Source organism: Pseudoalteromonas luteoviolacea (genome assembly GCF_021654285.1).
In the GTDB taxonomy this organism is placed as follows: domain Bacteria; phylum Pseudomonadota; class Gammaproteobacteria; order Enterobacterales; family Alteromonadaceae; genus Pseudoalteromonas; species Pseudoalteromonas luteoviolacea_J.
In genome coordinates this window covers 1-22,028 of sequence record NZ_JAKFZS010000019.1, presented here as the reverse complement: position 1 = coordinate 22,028, position 22,028 = coordinate 1, and the positions used below count along the sequence as shown (strand labels likewise).

Annotated in this window: 13 protein-coding genes; 5 read left to right on the top strand and 8 right to left on the bottom strand. The window is 36.4% G+C overall.

Annotation, left to right across the window (positions count from 1 at the left end):
- Positions 1 to 180 precede the first annotated feature (180 nt).
- The gene (locus L1077_RS17455; RefSeq protein ID WP_237138245.1) at positions 181 to 2,217 is read left to right on the top strand and encodes an ATP-binding protein; all 2,037 of its coding nucleotides are present in this window, start codon (positions 181 to 183) and stop codon (positions 2,215 to 2,217) included.
- A 197-nt stretch (positions 2,218 to 2,414) separates the two neighbouring features.
- Positions 2,415 to 2,891 carry a hypothetical protein gene (locus tag L1077_RS17450; protein WP_237138244.1) on the top strand — a complete coding sequence of 159 codons (477 nt, stop codon included), beginning with the start codon at positions 2,415 to 2,417 and terminating at the stop codon, positions 2,889 to 2,891.
- A 45-nt stretch (positions 2,892 to 2,936) separates the two neighbouring features.
- Here the strand turns inward: L1077_RS17450 and rmuC are convergent, their stop codons facing one another.
- From rmuC to L1077_RS17420, 6 genes are all read right to left on the bottom strand, one after another.
- Positions 2,937 to 4,394 (bottom strand): DNA recombination protein RmuC, encoded by a 1,458-nt coding sequence (gene rmuC, locus L1077_RS17445; protein WP_440589549.1) that lies wholly within the window; start codon positions 4,392 to 4,394, stop codon positions 2,937 to 2,939.
- A 126-nt stretch (positions 4,395 to 4,520) separates the two neighbouring features.
- Positions 4,521 to 5,210: a response regulator gene (locus tag L1077_RS17440; protein ID WP_237138243.1), complete on the bottom strand. Its 690-nt coding sequence runs from the start codon at positions 5,208 to 5,210 to the stop codon at positions 4,521 to 4,523.
- Positions 5,210 to 5,416, bottom strand: coding sequence for a hypothetical protein (locus L1077_RS17435; RefSeq protein WP_237138242.1), 207 nt, complete (start codon positions 5,414 to 5,416; stop codon positions 5,210 to 5,212). Before L1077_RS17435 ends, L1077_RS17440 begins: the two co-directional genes overlap by 1 nt.
- Positions 5,417 to 5,719: 303 nt before the next feature.
- Positions 5,720 to 8,818 carry a DEAD/DEAH box helicase gene (locus tag L1077_RS17430; protein ID WP_237138241.1) on the bottom strand — a complete coding sequence of 1,033 codons (3,099 nt, stop codon included), beginning with the start codon at positions 8,816 to 8,818 and terminating at the stop codon, positions 5,720 to 5,722.
- A 147-nt stretch (positions 8,819 to 8,965) separates the two neighbouring features.
- Positions 8,966 to 9,931 carry a ParB N-terminal domain-containing protein gene (locus L1077_RS17425; RefSeq protein WP_237138240.1) on the bottom strand — a complete coding sequence of 322 codons (966 nt, stop codon included), beginning with the start codon at positions 9,929 to 9,931 and terminating at the stop codon, positions 8,966 to 8,968.
- An 18-nt stretch (positions 9,932 to 9,949) separates the two neighbouring features.
- A complete protein-coding gene (locus L1077_RS17420) occupies positions 9,950 to 11,179 on the bottom strand; it encodes an AAA family ATPase (RefSeq protein WP_237138239.1) in 1,230 nt (409 codons plus the stop codon).
- Positions 11,180 to 11,887: 708 nt separating this feature from the next.
- Between L1077_RS17420 and L1077_RS17415 the strand changes: the two genes are divergently transcribed.
- A complete protein-coding gene (locus tag L1077_RS17415) occupies positions 11,888 to 13,102 on the top strand; it encodes a hypothetical protein (RefSeq protein WP_063364237.1) in 1,215 nt (404 codons plus the stop codon).
- A 48-nt stretch (positions 13,103 to 13,150) separates the two neighbouring features.
- On the opposite strand, the gene L1077_RS17410 is transcribed toward L1077_RS17415, so the two are convergent.
- A complete protein-coding gene (locus tag L1077_RS17410; protein WP_237138238.1) occupies positions 13,151 to 14,026 on the bottom strand; it encodes a DNA replication terminus site-binding protein in 876 nt (291 codons plus the stop codon).
- A 3,193-nt stretch (positions 14,027 to 17,219) separates the two neighbouring features.
- Between L1077_RS17410 and L1077_RS17405 the strand changes: the two genes are divergently transcribed.
- Entirely contained in the window at positions 17,220 to 18,575 is a 1,356-nt protein-coding gene (locus L1077_RS17405; RefSeq protein ID WP_237138237.1) for a class II 3-deoxy-7-phosphoheptulonate synthase, read from the top strand.
- A gap of 25 nt (positions 18,576 to 18,600) precedes the next feature.
- Here L1077_RS17405 and ppsR read toward each other — a convergent pair whose 3' ends face one another.
- Positions 18,601 to 19,410, bottom strand: a complete 810-nt coding sequence (gene ppsR / locus L1077_RS17400; RefSeq protein WP_237138236.1) for a posphoenolpyruvate synthetase regulatory kinase/phosphorylase PpsR — start codon at positions 19,408 to 19,410, stop codon at positions 18,601 to 18,603.
- A 141-nt stretch (positions 19,411 to 19,551) separates the two neighbouring features.
- On the opposite strand from ppsR, the gene ppsA reads away from it, so the two are divergent.
- On the top strand, positions 19,552 to 21,927 hold the full coding sequence (gene ppsA, locus L1077_RS17395) for a phosphoenolpyruvate synthase (protein WP_237138235.1): 2,376 nt from the start codon (positions 19,552 to 19,554) through the stop codon (positions 21,925 to 21,927).
- Positions 21,928 to 22,028 lie beyond the last annotated feature (101 nt).

Sequence of the window (22,028 nt, the reverse complement as noted above, 5' to 3'; positions counted from 1 at the left end):
AACCCATTGAGATCTACTTTTTACTAACTATTTTCTGTGCTAAATCATAATTTTACTAACGCATTAAAGCTCAGAGCATAATTTTACTTACTCCCACTCTGTAAACCCCCTTTACATGATCCATATTTGTCACACATTTGTTGCATAGGATGCAACCGTCTTGATTTAGCTTGAAAAAATATGAAAAAAATATTCGTGCCTTTGCTTTTAACTTGCATATTATCTACCAATACAGCCTTAGCGAGTATAGATATCGATGAATTAAAGCAGCTTGAGAAGCAAGGGAAATATCAAATTGCTTTGGACTTGATTGAACCTTGGCGATTAGAAAACTTATCTCAAGACAAGGCATTGGAAGTGTTATTAATTCAAGCCGAAATATATCGAAAACAAGGGCTGTTTGAAAAAGCCATATCGACCCTTAACCACATTGAGCAGAATCATTATTTAGATACTCAGTTAATCCGCACGATTAATAATGAAAAAGGCATTAACTATCGTCGCATGTCTCGGCTTGAAGAAGCGGAAGAGCATTACTATAAGGCCTTAAAAGCCGCGCAAGAGCTGAATGACAAAACACTTATAGGTCTGGCATACAGTAATTTAGGTACATTGTCTGATCATAGAAGTGAATTAGCGCAAGCAATGCAGTTTCAGTTAAAGGCTCAAAGTTACTTAAAAGATAGTAATAATCACAGTATCAAAGCGAGTAACTTTTATAATTTAGGTGATATTTCGGTCAGGCTTGATGATTATGATCAGGCAGAAATATTTTTCCGTTGGGCGTTAGGTGAAGACAAAAAAGATGGAAATATTGTGGCTATAGCAGACAGCGCATTACGTCTATCCCAAGTATCTTTTAAAAAAAATAACCATAAAGTGGCTATTGATAATATATATGATGCACTGAAATACTTGAAACAAACCAACGCAAATGAAAGCTTGTCACGTGCCTATCACATGCTTGCTAGCAGCTATATAAAATTAGAACAAGGAGATGCTGCACTTATCAATGCACACCTGAGTCTAGATTTTGCAAAAAAAGCACAAAGCCAAATACAGATGATCTATGCGCATATAAGCGTATCCCAAGCCTATTTGTATCTAAAACAACCTCATATCGCTAACAGCTATATTCAAGAGTTGCAAAAGCTTATTAACTCAGAGCACCATAGTCCATTGTCAATTTATTTTCACGAGGTCTCCGCCGATCTCGCTCACCAAAATGGTGATTTGGAACTAGCATACAAACACATTTCTCAAGCATTTAATTTCAACAAAGCAATTGGAGAAGAGTTCAATAATCAAAAGGCAGAAGCCTATCGCAATAGCATAAGCAGCCTAGTACAACGACAACAGCTCGAAGTTTCAGAAAAAGAGAAAGCCCTAGCGCAAAGTGAGCTAAAACATACCAAGCTTATGCAAAAGTCATGGTTAATAGCGGGACTATCAGCGTTGTTTATATGCTCACTTTTAACCTATATCTACTTTATTAAGCACCGAAGTGCGAACCTAGCCGCAAAGCTTTACCAGCAAAACTTAAAGCAAAAAGAAAAAATGCTTGCTGATATCTCTCATGAACTCAGAACACCACTGAGTGTCTTAAAGCTACATATCGAAGCTCTCGAGCATGGCTTGTTTGAAGACAACAAAAAGGCTTACAGCAAAATCAACGAAAAAATATCTCAGCTAAATTCCTTGATAACCGATGTATATCAACTGTCTCAAGCGGAGAACAATGCAATTGCTTTAAACCAGCAAATCCAATGCGTCCAAACCTTATCGCAAAATTATAGCTATGACATTAAACGCATGACTGAAAACCACGCCCTAACATTTAGCAGCGAAATCAGCATTCCTGAAGGTTCGACCATCAATATAGATAAACCTAAACTAGATAGAGTTGTCGATAACTTATGTAAGAACACCTGTTTATACACAGACAGTCCAGGAAAAGTGGTATTTAAAATGTATCAAGATAAGCATCATCTCAACATACAAATTGAAGACTCGTCACCAACAGTAACAGACGAAGAGCTCCCCAAACTATTTGAGCGATTATATCGTGTTGAGAGCTCTCGAAGCAGGGCAACCGGAGGGTCTGGATTAGGTCTTTCGATTTGCAAAAGCTTAGTAGAGCTCATGTCGGGAACCATTGATATCAAGCGCAGTAATCTTGGCGGATTGGATATCTCAATCGCTTTACCGCTCAAATAAAGCATAACCGATAAAAAGCCACTTATTTAAAAGAGTGGCTTTTTTAATCTTGTAAACAAAAATAAAATCAACCTTAAAGTACTAGTTTTATAAATTTGTCAGACCAACTGATCCGAGCACTATAACTTCCATTTTGATCCATTTTTTATCCACATTGCCCTGTTTTAATAAGCAACATGAACGGGAGGAATTTACTTATGACACAGCGTACAATGAAACACAATGATTGGGTCAAAATTGCCGAGAGAAAAAGGCATAGGAATAAAGTACGACCTAAAAAAAATGTATTACCTTTTTGGTCTTTGCTACTAGCTGGATTTATCATTTTGGCTTCAGCATGGAACTACTGGGTAGACAATAAATCACATTCTGTTGTACACGCTGAAATAAGTCACGATGCCCAAACTCGTATTGACCGCTATTTTTCTAAGCAATACATGATGGGCAGCTGGAAGCTAAGTCGTATCAATTTCAACGACGGTGAATTGAATGTTTTTGTTCAAATACCAACGCCATTAGCTATGACCAGCACCGAAATTAAAAGCTATATAAAGCAATCTCTTTGTCCACATCCAAAGAGTACTGTTTGGAATGACGTGAAAAATAATTCACTCTTTATCTACCTTTACTCTGATAAGCCAAGAAATGGCGATTATGCGCTGTGTACAAGGTAAATTAAGCAATAAGTAAAAAGGGCGAAAGCCCTTTTTTTGTGCCTCTTACTTTAATTCTAGCTTCGCCTTTTCAAGCATTTCTTCTGGTAACTCTTTGGTGACCGAAACACCTAACTCTTTAAACTCTGAAGCTTGCTTAATTAAATTCCCTTTTCCAGTATATAATTGTCCAACTGCCTTATCGTACGTCTCTTGTGCTTTATCGAGCTGCTTGCCAACACCTTCAAGGCTATGTAAAAAACTATTAAGCTTGTTATAAAATTTTTCTGCTCTGAGTGCCAGTTCTTTGCTGTGTTTGCTTTGTTCTTCGAAGCGCCAAAGCTGTTTAACGATATTCAAGCTCGTTAGCAGGGTAGTAGGGGTGGCTACGAGTACTTTATTTTCTAAAGCATACTGATAAATATCAGGCTCGTATTTAATTGCTTCTACAAAAGCAGATTCAACAGGGATAAACATAATCACAACTTCCGGCGAATTCAGTCCAGGCAAACGTTCATAAGACTTGTTGCCTAACTCTTTCACCCTCGCTTTAACCGCACTTACATGCTCTTTTATTGCTTGCTGTGCCGATACCTCGTCCTGCGCATTGACATATCTTGTATACGCATTCAAAGATGTTTTCGCATCCACAACCAAATGACGGCTTTGTGGTAGATAAACGATGACATCAGGGCGGTATTTTCCCTCTGATGTGGTGAAGCTGACTTCACGCTTATAATCATATCCGGGCCTTAAACCTGCGCTATCCAGCACATTTTCCAGCATTAACTCACCCCAGTTACCTTGGGTTTTAGTTTGTCCCTGCAATGCCGTCGTCAGTTTACTCGCTTGATCCGTCATAGCTTGGTTGTTAGCTTGTAAGTGAAGTAGCTCTGTCTTTAAGGCCGCTCTTTGCTTTAACTCTTCACTGTGGATCGCTTCCATTTTGTCTCGAAAACCTTTAATTTCCCCCTGAACAGGACTCAGAATTGTTTGAATTTTTTCCTGACTGTGGCGGGAAAATTGCTGACTCTTCTCTTCAAATAGCTTACTTGCAACATTCTCAAACTCTTGTTTAAGCGTATTTTTAGCCTGCTCTAGCTGTGCTATTTGCGCGTCAAATGCCAGTTGCTTTTCGGTAAGTTTGGCTTCCATATCTGTTAGCTGGAGTGCCAGTTGATGCGCTTCCTCTTGGGATTGTTGTGCTTTATTTTGAGCTTGCTGCCATAAACCGTAATACTCTTTAACTTGTGCATGTTTTTCAGCAAGCCTTGCCTGATATTGCTGAGCCTCTCCATGGGTTTTTAACTGAAGTTGCTGCGCCGTATTTAGGCTGTCTTTAAGTTCATCATGCACCTGCTGAAGTGTATCGATTTTTGCCTGAGACATTTCATGCAGCGCGCGTGCTTTTTGTTTCGACAGGTGGGTAATAATAAAAAAGCCAAAACCGGATATCGTAGTACCTAAACCTAAAAGTACCAATATGGTTTGCCAACTCAGGGCAGAAAAACCACTTAAAAGCATAGTGTGACTCTAACAATTAATTCTTGTTAAATCATACCTTAGAGTCGGATTTTAAGCACTGATAACTAAGAGATATATAGCACTAAATAAGGTGCTAAAAGATGATAGCACCCGGAGGAAGGGGGGTTAGCTATTAATATGCTGCTCGTTAAATCGATAACCAGCACCATAGACTGATTCAACAATTTTGGGTGATATTTCGATGTTTTTAATCTTTTTACGTATATTTTTAATATGGCTATCGATGACGCGATCAGAGATATCAAAATTATCTGGTTGTATATGGTCAAGAATTTGCTGACGTGAAAAGACACGATTTGGCGCATTATAAAGCATCGCGAAAACATCAAACTCAACTTTAGTTAAACTTAAGGATTGCCCTTTTAATGAAACCAGTAATTGCGACTCATTCACCTCAATATCTGGTGCTTCTGAAGTCTGTGAAGCACTGCAACGGCGTAATATCGCTTTAATACGCATGACCAACTCAGCCGCGCTAAAAGGCTTACAAACATAGTCATCTGCGCCAAACTCAAGGCCTTTAAGTCGATCAGCCTCAGATACTTTAGCAGTGAGCATAACTATGGGCACCATAGAGAATTCGCGGATTTGTTTCATACACTCGACGCCATCTTGATTGGGCAACATAATATCCATCAAAATAGCATCTGGGCTGTTTTCTCGCACCCAGTCAACCACGTCTGCACCGTCGGCAATGTGTGTTATCTCAAAGCCTGACGCCTTGAAAAACAGCATAACTTGTTCTGCAATATCAAAGTCATCTTCGACGATCAAAATGTGGTTTTTTTCTTCCATTAGTTTCTCTTATTCGCTTTTAATACTCGCAGTTGCTTTTTAACCTGCTTTTTTAGCTCTACTGAGAGCGTTTCATCAAAAAGCAACGTCGTTAAAATGCTCGTCAAATCTTCAGAGCTTGCAACTTCATTAATAAGATCATAGTCGCACAGCGATTGTGGTTCAATAAAGTTTAACTGCGAAATCGTATTTTCATAGCACAACATAATAACCCACCTTTAGTCCAATTCATTTGGTTTTCGTTTTCCTATGAGTGTATTAAAGTGAAAGAATGTGGATCAAATGTGGAACAAAGCAATAAATGAAGGCAAATGCCATTACACTGTATTACACCAAGTATGTTTTATTACAAAGCCATATAAAAAGAAAAACCAGCTCAATTGAGCTGGTTATTACAAATACGTATATGTAATTAATAAGGGGGAAATCAACATGTGCTCATTGCTGAATGTAAGCTCACAATGTGCAATTAAATAGACACGCCTTATTTGAGTTAGTTCAAAAAAAATTTAATTTTTTATCAATTCGAGCATTTGTGCTTCATTAAACTCGTTCAAATTGACACCTGTATCAGCGAACAAAGCATCCACTAAGGCCTGCTTATCTTTTTGCATCTGATAAACCTTCTGCTCAATCGAGTTCGCAACAATCAACTTGTATACAAATACAGGTTTATCTTGGCCAATACGATAAGCTCTGTCAGTTGCTTGATTTTCAACAGCAGGGTTCCACCATGGGTCAAAGTGGATCACCGTATCTGCTTGCGTTAAGTTCAAGCCAGTGCCACCCGCCTTGAGCGAGATTAAAAAGACATCCACTTCACCTTCAGTAAAACGTGAAATTGCCTTATCCCTTTGCCTAGTTTGTCCAGTTAGCATGGTGAAAGGGGTTTCAATCTCATTACAAAGCGAAGAGATCATATCCAGTACAGTGGTAAACTGACTAAAAATAATAATCTTGCGACCTTCTTTTAACAAGATAGGTAAGTGCTCTTTTAACCACTTAAATTTAGCACTTTGTTGATGTGCGCCGGCTTTATCAACAAGCTCAGGATGACAACAAATTTGCCTCAGTTTAAGCAGCGCATCTAAAAATGCCAGTTTACTGCTTTCAACGCCTTGCTCTTTAAATAAGTCAATTAAACTGCTCTCTATCTGGCCTTGCACGTGCTGATATAAGGACGCTTGTTCAGGCATGAACTCGAGCTTTTTAATTAGCTCTGTTTTCGCAGGTAGTTCACGAACAACCTCTGACTTGGTTCGACGTAAAATAAATGGGGCAATTAGAGATTGAAGCTCTTTGGCACGCTTACTATCTCGATCTTTTTCAATGGGTAGTTGAAAATTTTGCTTGAATTGCTGCTTAGTGCCAAGTACATCTGGCATAACAAAATCAAGTAACGATTTAAGCTCCATCAAATTATTTTCAACGGGTGTACCACTCATACACAGTTTGAACTCAGCTGATAACTGTTTTACACATTTTGAAATTTGAGCCGTCTCGTTCTTTATGTACTGCGCTTCATCAAGTACGATTGAGTCAAACTGTAACTCAGAATAATGTGCTAAATCTCGTTTTAATAGTGGGTATGTTGTAATGATAAACCGTGCTTTAGCAACTTGGTTGAGCTGCTTATCTCGATTACTGCCATGAACCGTTAACACAGGCAGATGTGATGCAAACTTCTTAAATTCGTTTTGCCAATTTCCAACTAGTGAAGTTGGGCAAACAATCAAAGAAGGTTTGGTCACTAGGGTATTATGTTGCGAGATGAAATACGCGATAACTTGTAGAGTCTTACCTAGCCCCATGTCATCGGCCAATATACCGCCCAATTGATGGCGATTAAGAAACTTCAACCAACTCACGCCTTGTAGCTGATAGTCTCTTAACGTAAACCGCTCTTGGCTGTCACCTAATAATGACTCATTGGCGTTAATTGGTTTGTTTAGCTCATCAAGATAATCCAAGAGACGAACATCATCAGAGACACTCTCAACGGCATCTAGCTCAAACAAACGTTTGGCATAAGACAAAGGAAATTTGAATTGGGAACTAGATAAATAATAGCTAAAACGTGATTTTAGCAGCAATAACTCTTCATAAACGTCTTTAGAGAGAGCATAGTACTGCTGTGCAATTTGAACGTACTGGAAGACATTAGCAATTGAGTTGACCTCATGGCAAGGCGCTTTATCCCAGTCGAGGAGAATCTGCCTGTCATCAAACATCACCTTACCAATAACGTGGTGTTTTTTATCACGTTTGAGTTGAAGAGTAACCTTAGGTACTAACACTTTTTTGGTTTGATGAATTTCCTCTACCTGCCACATTTTTCTTTGCAAATACGGGCGAACTTCACAGTTATACCAATGATGAGAAACTTCATCTTCTACTGGCAATTTAAAACCGTCACTTTGTGCTTCGAAGCCAAGGCCTAAAAGCATTTTTTCACAGCGATTAAGCTGCTTTTCTGTAGAGTACTTTTGGGCAGAATTAAACAACGTCAATTGTAAGTGCGTATACTCGCCATCGTTAACAGACAATTTGGCAACCAACTTGTCTTTATCAATTAGCTGCTCATAGCCTTGCGGTGGCGGAATAACATTGTCCGCGAAGATATCTTGAAAGCGTTTAATGACCGCTTCGATTTTATCTTTCTGGATACTTGGCATAGTATGCAAATGGGCGATTTCCTGCGCACTTAATTCCGACTCAATTCGCCCTAGCAGCATGTTTTCAGTATCTAGGTAAACCGGCGGATCAGACTTAATAAGCAACCATTGCTCTACATCAGACAAATGACTAACAAGCTTAAAACTATCGTTTTCATTCTGCCATGAAAAATCCAAGTGCTGCATATGGCCAAATTGTAGAGGTTTGCGGCTATTACCAAAAAAGCATCGTTTAGTAGCAGTCAGCTGCTGTAATGCTGCGAATCCCCACTTACCAGACAACTCAAAATGACCAGGAGTATTTTGTGACCTCACCCAGCTGAATAAGCGATAATCACTTTCTAAAATATCTTTAGGCGGAACATGCGCGTTGAGTTGCTTTTCAGTCAGCACTCGACCAAGAGGATAATGTCCATCAGGTTTGTGTGGTGACATCTTAGGGTTTAATAAAACCTCGTTACCTCTATGTTCCAAGACAAATAACAGCACATTTGAAGCATTCAAATCAGAGGATTGTTGTAAAGAAGATAGTTCATTGAACCAATCGTTAACTAAGAAAGACTCACCGAAACCACCTGAGTGATCTACTTTCAACTTTAACAACACCGCAGCTATGTGTCGGCATTTGGGATTATTAGAACAAGAACATTGCGCCTCGACAGAAGGTGCTCCCTTAACAAGCTCAATTTTAATGTGCTGTGTAAAGGTATTACCAAAATTACCTAAAACTTGAGCATCTATTTTTGAGAAGTCTTCACTGTGTTCTAAAAACGATATTTGATCATCATTTAGATACTCTTTAGCTTTCGCTAACATGGCAGAATTAAAATACTGCTTCAAAAAGCGATCAGACAAAGGAAACTGAGAAGACTGTTCCTGTTTAATTTCTTCAAATAAAGCTAATAGTTGCTCTTTAGATAACTGCGAGGACATTATTCTAACAAGTAATAAAACGTAAAGGACCAGTATATGAAATTACTGATTTGAGCTAAAGAGCCAATTGGGACTAAATTATGAAAAATTGACTGGTTGGATGACAAAAGGTATAAAAAAGGCCTAGAAGATCTAGGCCGCAACATACTAATTAAAACTATTTAACAGTTTCTGAAGTTGTTCTAAACGTTTATCTGTTAAAACCTTATCATCAATCTTAACTGTCACCGCCCCGGAATTTAAGCTGCGTTGAATTTTAACATATTCATTTTCAAGCAATGATTCTGAACGATTAGTGGTTGGGATCTCAAATGTGGTTAAGAACTTCGTTATCTCAATAGCACGTTTCTCATCACTCATTTGCTCTGAAAACAATGATTGGTTAGATATCGTTTTTACCTTATTGATGAACTGTTCTGGGTTATCTATACAAGCGTTGATGAGCTTTTTTGCAACTTCACGGCCAAGATGATTGGGGGTTGGGTACAATAAAACGATTTCTTTATCGATTTGTTGAAATGCTTTAATAGCATCAGCGACTGCCGTATGAGATACACCTTCGATCGCAGCAATCTCACGATAAGATCCTTTGTTACCTGTTTCAATCAACTTTTGACGAGTTTGATCGTAAGCCTTACCCAACTCCCAAAGACTAGGAGCAATATATTGATCTGAAGAAACTGCGAGTGCTTTTGCATCTTCATTAGTAAAGTCTTTCGAAGTTAACACGACATAATCAGCGCCAGCTAGTAAGCAAGCTTTACGCCTTCTAGAACCGGATAAGACTTGTAGTTCATTGCCTTTAGACCAACAAAGTGCTGGATGCATATTTTTGCCGTCAGCTTTAATAGCAGGCAAAATATCAGCGACAGACTTTTCGCTCAGTAGTGATTGTTCTCGTCGGTTCTGACCAAATACAGTTGTCTTTACATCGATTTTGGAATGAGGGATCACTTCACATTTTAAATTGATCATTCTTTGTGGATCGCTTGGAGAGGGCATAGTGATCACATCACCTACGTTTGCTTTACCGAGCAAATCATCCAAACTACTGTTTTCGACAGGGGTTGCAAAAGGATCTAATCGAGTATCGTTTTTACGTTTTCTAGCCATTATTTAAACCCTGTTATTTTAATCTAAGTTTGACTGTGTAGATGACCAATTTGAGCGTATTAACATTTCTAATTCGTCAACAACATCTTTGATATTTTCTTGTGCACGAAGCAATGACTCTCTACTTGCAAGGGAGTCAGAAGTTTTCTGATCAAAAATGGTATTAAAAGAAGACGAGCTTGCTGTAATCGCTGAACTATGGTTAATCGGATAGCTCATTACTTGTCTACCAAAAGCAGTTCTGACATCTTTTACAATGTCACGCTGAGAGTGATTGCCTTTTACATAATTCGTTACTAGAAATTGCATGAAATCCCAACCATCATGCCCAAGTGCAGCAACAGTGTGATAAATTTCTCCTAAACGTTTTAAGTATTTGTTATTTGCATCAAAATCTACTGCTTCTGGATGAACTGGTATAAGCATGGCTGTAGAAGCCATCAGAGCGTTGTAGAACATGAAATTAAGAGAAGGTGCTGTATCTATCAAGATAATGTCAAATTCGTCTTCTACTGGCTGTATGACACGTTCCTTTAGCTTGTGATAATGCCTTGTTTCTTCATAACTACTAGATTCTTTTAGTTCTGTTGCAGTTTCGTGCTCAAAATAAAAATCATCCATCCCAGAAGGTAAGATTCTGATATTGGGAATATGTGTCTTTTGAAAAGAATCAGCAACCAACTGACTCCAAGTTTCTCCCTCATCTAATTCTATACAATCTCTCATAAGATCACCTACAGTGATCGGATCATGTTCATTAGACGGAAAGAAACTAGAAGATGATCCTTGCGGATCTAAATCGATGATGCCAATTCTATATCTCTTTATATTAGTAGTTGCTAAAGCAGCAGCAAGGTTTACCAAAGAGGTGGTTTTACCACAGCCACCTTTTAAACTATTTATGACAAGTACCTGAAGTTTATCACTTGGATCCCTATGATCTGCTTTGATCCCAAGTATTTCTGCCATAGCAAAAATATTGCTTAATGTGTAAGCATAATGTCCATTTGCACCTTTTTGAATAGACAGATGATCAAAATCGCCTTGATCATGTCGACGCTTTAGAGTTCTATTATTTACGCCTAGTAAATCTGCAGCGGCTTTTTGTGTATATGTTCGTAGCTCTTTATCTTCAGATTTGAGGTGAGCTCTATAATGTTGTATTCGACCTTCTAAAGATTGTTCTGCAACTTCAGCTGTTGCTTTTAATAATTTATAAGTGGAAAGTGCATTACTATTGATAGACATACGTATATTCCTTAAATTTATGTCTAATATTATAATGTCCATCAATTGAAAGGTAAACATCAAAAATCATAGACATTGAAAAAAATATCTGTTGAATATTAAATTAAGAATAAATAAAGAGGTTAAGTATGTTTAAATATATAGGTATATAAGGTTAAGCAGACAAAATAAAAGCTTAAGCTCATGTTTTATATAGCTTTATTTTTATTTCTTAGATCAACAAAATACGTAGTAAAGATCAGATCTTTATATACTTATAGATCAAAAAAATACTAACTCTTAAAATGTTTTTGATAATACATACAGCTTATCCACAGATTAATTAACAGTCTTACTGGTTTAGATCAGTATTATACTAAGAAAAAATCCCAACTTATCAACAGGCAGGGCTAAATGCTCGCAAATCACTAGTTATAGATCTGATCTATACTACGAACAGATCAGATCTTTACTAAATGAAACTGATGTTATGCACAAGCATTAGAGAAAAAGGCTTTTGTGTTAAGACTTTTCAGTTAAAATCGTCAAAAAAAGCTAAAAAAGAACACTTAGTTAGTAAAAAAATGATCTGAAAAATATCATTAGTAGATAAAATATTGATCCGAGAAAAAACTTGAGTTCAGATCAAGTTTTTACTAACTTTAATTATTAACTTTTTCCTTTGAATGTGTTGTTATTAGCTGTCGAAAGAATCAGGAAGTAAAAATCATGAGCCGCAAGGTAAACATCTCTGTTGATAATCTACCAGACTCGTTGCGAGGTCAAATTCATGGTGTTGAAAGTGCTATAGATAACGAAAGTTTAGCCCTTTTCACAGACAACAAAGATGTTCGTATTTCAATTGAAAATACAAACCATGGCTTAAGAGCATATTCAAATACGTTTAACCATTACGATCTATGGGGTCGTTTTGTGCGCTCTGGTTACAAAAAGCTACCTTTGGAAGAAGCGCCCAAAAAAACCATTATAACGAGAAGAATATCTGAAAAAGTTGATGGAATTTTATACGATGGTGAAATAAAAATTACGCCAGCTGTTGTTAGTAGTAAAAAAGATGGTGAAGAAACTGAGTTTCTAGTTTGGCCTTCTGATAGAGAAGAAAAAGTTGAAAGAGCACTCATCCGTCTGGCTTCAAAAGGAAAAATTGTAAAAATCAATTTTAAGTCCGGTATTCAATATGCTGTGATTTTTTCTATGAATGAATTGGCTCAAGAGTTGAAAGCTGTAGGCCAGTCAATGCCTTATCCTCAAATAAAAGAATCGTTAGAAGCTTTGCAAGGTTCTAAGTTATCGTTTAAATATCGTGCTACGGATACAAAAAATAATGATGTTGATGATTCATTTTACGAATCAAATATGAACTTTTTGTCATCACTACACTTTAGTGGCAAAAAAGGCCAAGGTGGCAACATAAAATGTGTTGCTTGCTTGAATGCATTTGTACATAACATGATCGATAACCTTGAATATAAAGGCTATTATTTTAATAGTGCACAAGAGTTAAAACGTGGACTGTCAAGATGGATGATGCTGCGTCTCTATCACCTGTGGCGTTATGCTGCCCCTGGAAAAACATATCATTTTAGGCTTTTATCTATCATGGAAAAGTATGGTTCGATTTATTCAACGGATGAAATTACAGACAATAAACTAAAAGCATTGCGACGAGATATGACAACTACGATGAAAGACTTGATCGAAAAAGGGGCTATCTCGGAATACAACATTTCGAATGTTAAAGATGAATCTACTGGGCGTATCATAGATTATGTGTATGAAATGCATCCATCTACACAATTTTGTGAAGAGATATTAGCACTGAATAAACATAATAAACGGATTGAAATTCAAGGCGGAAAAAGACTTGTTGAAACTGCTGAAATTATAGACGAAGATATTTTAGAAGAAATTGTGAAAAAGTGATTATGAAAAAGGTCAATTATGTTAAATTGACCTTGAGATTATTTTTTCTTAATCCTTCGGCAGGTTTTCTAAATAAATACGCTCTACAAGATATGAGTAATCTTTCTTTCGAACATCTATATTTTTTGCCGAATAATCGGGCAAAATTCCAATTTTTGTTTCTTTTTGTGGGTTTAGCAAGATAAAAGGCAAAGCGGCACTTACATGGTATCTATTTTTAGCCGAGAATCGTATATTTACCTCAGGCGTAACTCTTGTTGGACGTTTTATTCTTAGTTTAGAGTCTTCATTTAAGCTTGATACTCTAATTTTTTCAGACTCTACTATTTGCAACCAATTTTGTTGATCTATCACTCTTGGATTAGAGTATCCTGAAGATTTACTTAACATTTCGAGTGCTAGTTTCTTTGAAAGTGTTCGAGTTGAATGCTTTTTCATCCAGGTGAACCTGACAGAGTAGGGAATTTGATCTTCACAATGTATTTTTCGATATGCTGCTAGTGTTATTAAATTTGGAATTGCATTATGTACAGCATCAAATCGTGCATCATTATTATTAATTTTTAAAATTAAGTTTTTGAAATCTTCTTTTGATTTGTTGACTTCTCTGATTCGTGCTTTTAATTTTCCTTGAGAGTCATTGACAGATATCAAACCTGGATGCCTAGTTAATATTTTGCTACTTTTTTTTTCTCCGACAAATAAGTCTAAATAGCTGCCGAGACATTTATTAAATGCTTCTTTACCAGATAGTTTAGTTACTTGAATATATTCTGGTGCTTTTTTTTCGTCTTCAGCAGTTATTGCTGGAAGCTCATAATAAAAACTATTTACTATCTCATGTGTTCTAAGCTCTTCACACAAAAGGTTTATTTGGTCTAATAGATAGTCAAATTGACTTCTTATTTCAAATTTAGTTGACATGTAAATGTATAAGTAAGATGTGTTCCTTATATTATAGCAAATATTATTGATTTTTGTATGTTTTAAATCGTTTCTCATTAGAGATAAATATAAGAACACATCCTACCTATTTCTCTGATTATTAGTTTTCGAATTCTAATATTTACTAAAACTAAATTACTATATAGAATTATGTATGATGTGTTCTTTTAATTATATATAACAAATCAAAAATCTTCAACCTTAATCATCTATCTATATGCCAGATACACGTGAGTTGTTATGTTATACATAAAAATTAATAACATCAGGTAAAAGGGAGTTTCTATAAGTTCGTTAACACAAGTATTTTAAACTTCCAGAGTTTCATATGCTTGTGCATCATATATACAAGTAAGGCAGAAACAAGCTACTGATCAGTGTCTGCTAATATGAATGTGCGTCTATTTAGATTTGTGGAGATAAAAGCAACTTGATAGTTTGATTGTTCACTTAATCGATATCACACCTATATCATGAATGAAGTAAAGGTATTTACTTCTATGAATTTACAGGCGGCATTAGATCAAACGAAAAATATTCCTGTAAGTACAGCAATTTATAATAATTTTGTTCATTAATTTAATGAGATATGAATACGATTGATGCTACAACTAAAAGTCATACAAATAACAAGGGACAAGGAATTAGCTATGAAACTATTTATCAATGGGTTATTAAAGACTATCAAGTAGATAGAGGATGAAATTTAGTGATTAAGTATCGAGATAAAAATTGGGCTAGCGCTCTGGGCAAACCTGATTTTGTACATAAGAGGATCTATGTTGTTGGATGATAAAGGGAGATTGTTGAATGAAAAGGCGGACTGTTTATTTAGCTACTGAAATTAAAAGATTGACGGAAATACTTTATGGGTAAAAAAATAAACCTCACAACGCTGACCATGAATACTTGTGGTTACGAATGAAAGTGAAAAAACAAATACTCTCATACGTGGGAGTCTTTTGAAAAAACTGAGTTTTAAATACAACAAATACGATATGTACTATTAATAAGGGTGGATAAATTATGTTTACCAATTTCTTTGTAGATAATTTAATTTTCTCGATAGTGCAAACAGAAGTTTCATGTTTAGTATTTAGCTACTCGAAGAGTTATAGTTAAGAGATTTTTTCTTCTGGTTACTTTTATAAAAAACATAAATTATTCATTATTTTTCTTAAATAAATATAGTATGATGTGTTCCTTTATTATAGATATATATATCATTCTCTTCAAGTAATAATGTGCTTTAAAGCCTTTAGCTTGTGGCCTTTTAATTTATAAAACTGATTTGGTTGGTTCTAATGAGTTTTCTTTGTTTGAAATTGTTATTGTGGTATTCCACAAATAAATTTATTTTTTGATTACTTTTCTAAATTTAAATAAATTGCTAATTGAGATTTTTATAAAAAAGTACGATGTGTTCCTTTATATTATTGATAAGTTTTTTTACATTTGCAAGCTGAATGTTATTCATCAAGACTGATTTCAGAAAAGGGCAATCTTGATGATCAAAAGTTTGTACTTTTACAAATTCTTGAAATATTAAACTAAACATTAAGCGTAGACTGTTGTTACAACTAAAAATGAAAGAGGTACCTCTCTAGTTTACTTTTAACTCGAGAGGTAGCTAATTCTGATTGACGAAACAATATATAACAAACCTAAAGTCTAAAAAGTAACTTGAATAGAGATTTTTGTAATCGAATAAATAACAAATATAGAAATGACAGCTCTAATCCAGACTTAAAATCAAAAAAGCTTTGGTGATTTCTTATCTAAATAATTTAAGAAAGACTATGGATAAGTAATTTTTTCAAAAGTAATGAATATCGCAAGTACCCTTTTTAACAATGTATTCTTAAAATTATAATTCCTTCAAACAAAAATCCTTTAAAACTTACTTTACAAATAAGTAAGAGTTTTATTCACTAATGGGAACTTCAAGCGATATCTTCGGAACAACAAGAGCTTACAGTCAATGAGTGACTTGATTAAGCTTATTTAAAATATGAGAACTGACTTAGAGCAGGGGAGCTCACAAAAATTTTGTAATTTGTACGGATGGTCGAAGTATTAATTTTAGAATGCGTCACTAGAAAGAAGTTGTTATAAAATATTAACGAAAGGCACTTTTTTTGAATGCTCTTAATTCAGTAAATTATAGATTGATAGATTTATTTGGAGTTCAATAACTATCTGGTATCTGTTTCAACTTCAATGAAACTTCATGCTTGCAAGGTGTTTAAGATAAACTAAATTCTATAGCTAGATTTGTAATAATTATACGCTGAGTTAAAGAAAACCCACTATTTAACATAACTCAGCTAAGGTGATTCCGATATGCCGCGAACATGATTCTTCGAATTCCTAGGTAATTTAACCTCAGGACATGTGATAAAAAATGATAAATTAGTCTGCTCGTAATTTTTTACATCGGACACTATTGAGTTTCGATATTTCACTACTCATTTAAATGAGCACGATTTATAAAGCTCTATATTTAAGCGAAAAAATTCAATATCGCAATCGCAGGGAAGTAAACAACGTAAATGAACACGTGAGGTTTGTTAAATAGGTTATCACTATATTTCAAGAATAAAGCTATTGATTCTGAATGCTTTTGGTAGTTTTTTACCACACAAAACTATAGGTATAAATGAGATTTTAGAAATAACTAGCGTGTTCTGGACTTCAAAAGGAAACGTTCCATTTGTTGGGAAAAACAAATAGCAAAATTCCATTGATTCAACAATTTGGGACAAAGAATAATTGAAAAGTCTGCTTATTAAAGACGTTCGTTGTATAAAACGCATGTTTATAGATATCATACGAGAAGTTAAAAAGCCTTAACTAAGATATAGAAGCGAAGGTTAAAGGGTTAATTTATCTAAAAATCAAGAAAATTAATGATAATAAAGGCCTACCTTAGAACTGAGAGATTTTAAAACAATCTATTCAAGTAATTAATGAAATCTTTTTAATCTTTATTGCCTTGTAGACTTTATAAAAAACCGCGAATTTCTAACTATAACTTTAACATCATTATGTATGATGTGTTCTTATGTTTTTTTGTATATATTATTTAATTTGAAATTTAACTAATTTATGCTTGAAGCATACCGTCCTATACGATAACGTGCATTGTGAGGTAACTAATGAGGAATGAGAAATGAAACCTTGGAATCCAGACAGCTGGAGAGATTTTCCAATTGTCCAACAACCAGAATATCCTGACAAAAAAGTACTGGCTAATGTAGAGTCAGAATTAAATGCAGCACCACCACTGGTGTTTGCTGAAGAAACAAGAAGCTTGTATAAAAGCCTTGGTGATGTTTGTAACGGAAAGGCCTTTTTGTTGCAGGGCGGTGACTGTGCTGAATCTTTCGCTGATTTTAGTGCTACAAATATAAGAGATACTTTTAAAACACTGCTTCAGATGGCTGTTGTACTAACTTACGGTGGAAAATGCCCAGTTGTTAAAATAGCGAGGATGGCAGGGCAGTATGCTAAGCCAAGATCGTCTGATTACGAGACCATTAATGGTGTATCATTACCGTCTTATCGCGGCGATATCATAAACAATTTTGAGTTTACAGAAGATGCAAGGATCCCTGATCCAAATCGATTGATGAAAGCGTATCATCATAGTGCGTCAACACTTAATCTTTTAAGAGCGTTTGCTCAAGGTGGTTTAGCAGATTTACACCAGGTGAGTCGTTGGAATATGAGCTTTGTAGCTGCAAACCCTTTACGTGATAAGTTTCAGCAAATGGCAAATCGTATTCAAGACGCACTTGAGTTTATGGAAGTATGTGGAATTGATGCATCGATTGCACCTAGTTTGAAAGAAACTCACTTATATACATCACACGAAGCACTTTTACTTGGCTACGAGCAAGCATTAACCAGAAGAGACCACCTCTCAGGCGACTGGTACGACTGCTCAGCTCATTTTGTGTGGATAGGTGAAAGAACAAGGCAATTGGACCACGCACATATTGAATTCTTCCGCGGGATCAAAAACCCTATTGGCGTTAAAGTTGGGCCTGGTATGGACCCAGATGAATTGATCCGTTTGATTGATGCACTTAACCCAGAAAATATTCCAGGTCGCTTGACTTTAATCACGCGAATGGGAGCAGATGTTTTACCAGAAAAACTACCGAACCTTGTTCGTAAGGTAAAAACAGAAGGTCGAAATGTTGTTTGGTCATCTGATCCTATGCATGGCAACACTGAAAAGGCCAGCACAGGTTATAAAACTAGAAGTTTTAATAATATTTTACGTGAAATTAGCCAGTTCTTTGCAGTACACAAATCTGAGGGCACATATCCTGGAGGTGTACATCTCGAAATGACAGGTCAACACGTCACTGAATGTATTGGTGGTGCATATGGTTTATCAGATGAAGACTTGGCTCAAAGATATAGAACACAATGTGATCCAAGATTAAATGCTGACCAAGTATTAGAGCTCGGGTTCTTAGTCGCAGACTTACTAAAGGATGCAAGAGACAGAGTTTAAAAAAAGGCCGCTTACGCGGCCTTTTTTAATACTTGTTTCGTGATAGACCTGCTTCGGCGATGATTTTTGCCGATATTTCTTCTACGGAAAATTTCGTCGAATTCAAAAATGGAGTTCTATGGCGTTTGAATAACATTTCAACTTCTCGAACCTCGATACGACATTGTCTAAGTGAAGCATACTTAGAATTGGCCATTCTCTCTTGACGAATTGAAGCCAGCCTATCTGGGTCGATAGTAAGCCCAAATAACTTATTTTTATGCTCAAGTAAGAATTTAGGGAAATTACCTTTTTCTAAATCATCTTCTGTTATCGGATAATTTGCTGCTTTAATACCGTATTGTAAAGCAAGATACAAACTTGCCGGTGTTTTTCCACTTCGACTAACACCAACTAAGATGATGTCAGCTTCGTCATAATCCTTTATATTGGCGCCATCATCATTGGCCAACGCATAATTAACAGCAGAAATACGAAAGTCATATGTCTTTTCATGGATACTATGTGTTCTGTGAACTTTAGGGACAGGTTTTACTTTCAATTCACGTTTAACGATTTCACTGGCGTAAGACAAAAAGTCATAACACACACCTTTTGAAGACAAAATGATATCGGACAATTCAGGATTCACGAAAGTAAAAAAGACAAGTGGAGGTTCGCCGCTGGACTCAGCAACCCGATCAATTGTGGATTTTACAGCCAAAGCCTTATCTACTGACTCAATGAAGGGTAACGTCTTATGTTCGAATTCCACAGGAAACATAGATAAAGTTGCATGCCCAAAAACTTCTGCTGTAATGGCTGTGCCATCAGATATATAAAATGCTGTTCTCATTTTAACCTTTTCATTACTTTTTTAGTATTTTTTCAAGTCTTGGTTTACGAGGCTATACTTACCGTTGTAGAATGCCTTCGACCTAAAGGAAGGTCAATTAATCTCTCACATTTATTACAATTTGTTTTTGGAGACAGTTCCGTGCAAGACTACGTTCTCTGGTATCAAGAATTGGGTATGCAAGACGTACCTCGAGTTGGTGGTAAAAACGCTTCTCTAGGTGAAATGATATCTAACCTTGCTAACGCTGGTGTACAAGTGCCTGGTGGTTACGCAACCACAGCAGAAGCTTTTAATGAGTTTTTAGAGCAATCTGGACTCAATGAAAAAATCCACACCATTTTAGACACCCTTGACGTTGAAGACGTTAATGAATTGGCCAAAGTAGGAAGCCAAATCAGACAATGGGTTATCGACACTCCTTTCCAACCAGAATTAGACAAAGCAATTCGCGAAGCCTACGCCACTTTACATGGCGATGATCAAAATGATGTCTCCTTTGCGGTAAGATCATCTGCTACAGCAGAAGACATGCCTGATGCATCGTTCGCCGGTCAACAAGAAACTTTTCTAAATGTACGTGGTATTGATGCCGTAATGGTCGCAATCAAACACGTTTTTGCCTCTCTTTTCAATGACCGTGCAATCTCTTATCGTGTACACCAAGGCTATGATCACAGAGGCGTTGCATTATCTGCTGGTATACAAAGAATGGTTCGTTCTGATAAAGCATCATCAGGTGTAATGTTCTCTATCGACACTGAATCTGGTTTTGAAGATGTAGTTTTCGTGACATCAAGCTACGGCCTTGGTGAAATGGTTGTTCAAGGTGCAGTAAACCCTGATGAATTCTATGTTCACAAACCGACTCTAGCGAAAGGGAAGCCCGCTGTTGTAAGAAGAAACATTGGTTCTAAAGCAATTCAAATGATTTACTCAGCTGATGAGTCTCATGGTAAACAAGTTGAAATTGTGGACATGGACCCACAATTATCGAACAAGTTTTCAATCACTGATGAAGAAGTTCAAGAACTAGCTAAACAAGCAGTCATAATCGAGAAGCACTACGGTAGACCAATGGATATCGAGTGGGCAAAAGATGGTAATGACGGCAAGCTTTATATTGTTCAAGCTCGTCCAGAAACTGTTCGCTCCAATGAAGATTCAAACGTCATGGAACGTTTCCAACTTCAAGAGAAGTCTGAAATCGTTTGCGAAGGCCGAGCCATTGGCCACAAAATTGGAACTGGTGTTGTAAGAGTTCTTACATCAATTGATGAAATGGACAAAGTACAGCAAGGTGATGTACTTGTAACTGATATGACCGATCCTGATTGGGAACCAATCATGAAGCGTGCATCCGCTATCGTTACTAATCGTGGTGGTAGAACGTGTCACGCTGCAATTATTGCACGAGAATTAGGCATTCCAGCAGTTGTTGGTTGTGGAAATGCAACAGCGACTATAAAACATGGCGATGCTGTTACTGTTTCTTGTGCAGAAGGTGATACTGGTTATATTTACTCAGGCGAACTAAAGTACGAAGTCATTTCATCTCGTATTGATTCAATGCCAGACTTACCATTGAAGATCATGATGAATGTGGGTAACCCTGATAGAGCTTTTGACTTTGCAAAGTTACCACATGCGGGTATCGGTTTAGCTCGTTTGGAATTCATCATAAACAGAATGATTGGTGTACATCCGAAAGCGCTTATTAACTTTGATAGCCAATCAGATGAATTAAAAGCAGAAATCAATGAGATAATTGCTGGCTACGATTCTCCTGTAGAATTTTATATTGAAAAATTAGTCGAAGGTATCTCAACTCTTGGTTCGGCGTTTGCGCCAGAGAAAGTCATTGTTCGTATGTCAGACTTTAAGTCAAACGAATATGCAAACTTGATTGGCGGACAACAATACGAACCAGAAGAAGAAAACCCAATGATTGGTTTCCGTGGTGCGTCTCGATATATCTCGGAAGATTTTAGAGAATGTTTTGCTTTAGAGTGTGAAGCTATTAAACGCGTTCGTAATGGAATGGATTTGACGAATGTTGAAATCATGATCCCATTCGTAAGAACACTTGAAGAAGCAGCTAAAGTAATCGAACTTCTTGAAGAGCATGGCTTAAAGCGCGGTGAAAACGGACTGCGAGTTATCATGATGTGCGAGCTACCATCAAATGCATTACTTGCTGATGAATTTTTAGAATATTTTGACGGCTTCTCAATTGGCTCAAATGATTTGACGCAACTTACTCTTGGTCTCGATAGAGATTCAGGTCTTATTGCACATTTATTTGATGAAAGAAACCCAGCTATCAAAAAGCTACTTTCAATGGCCATACAAACGGCTAAAGAGAAAGGCAAGTATGTTGGTATTTGTGGACAAGGCCCATCTGACCATGAAGACTTTGCGGCTTGGCTTGTAGAGCAGGGCATAGATACAGTATCACTTAATCCTGATACCGTATTAGAAACTTGGTTATATTTGGCTGAAAAGTTCAATAAGTAACAAAACTGAGAGAGCACCTAAACTTGGTGCTCTTTTATCAATCTAGTAAAACCATCTAGTAAAACCATCTAGTAAAACCATCTAGTAAAACCATCTAGTAA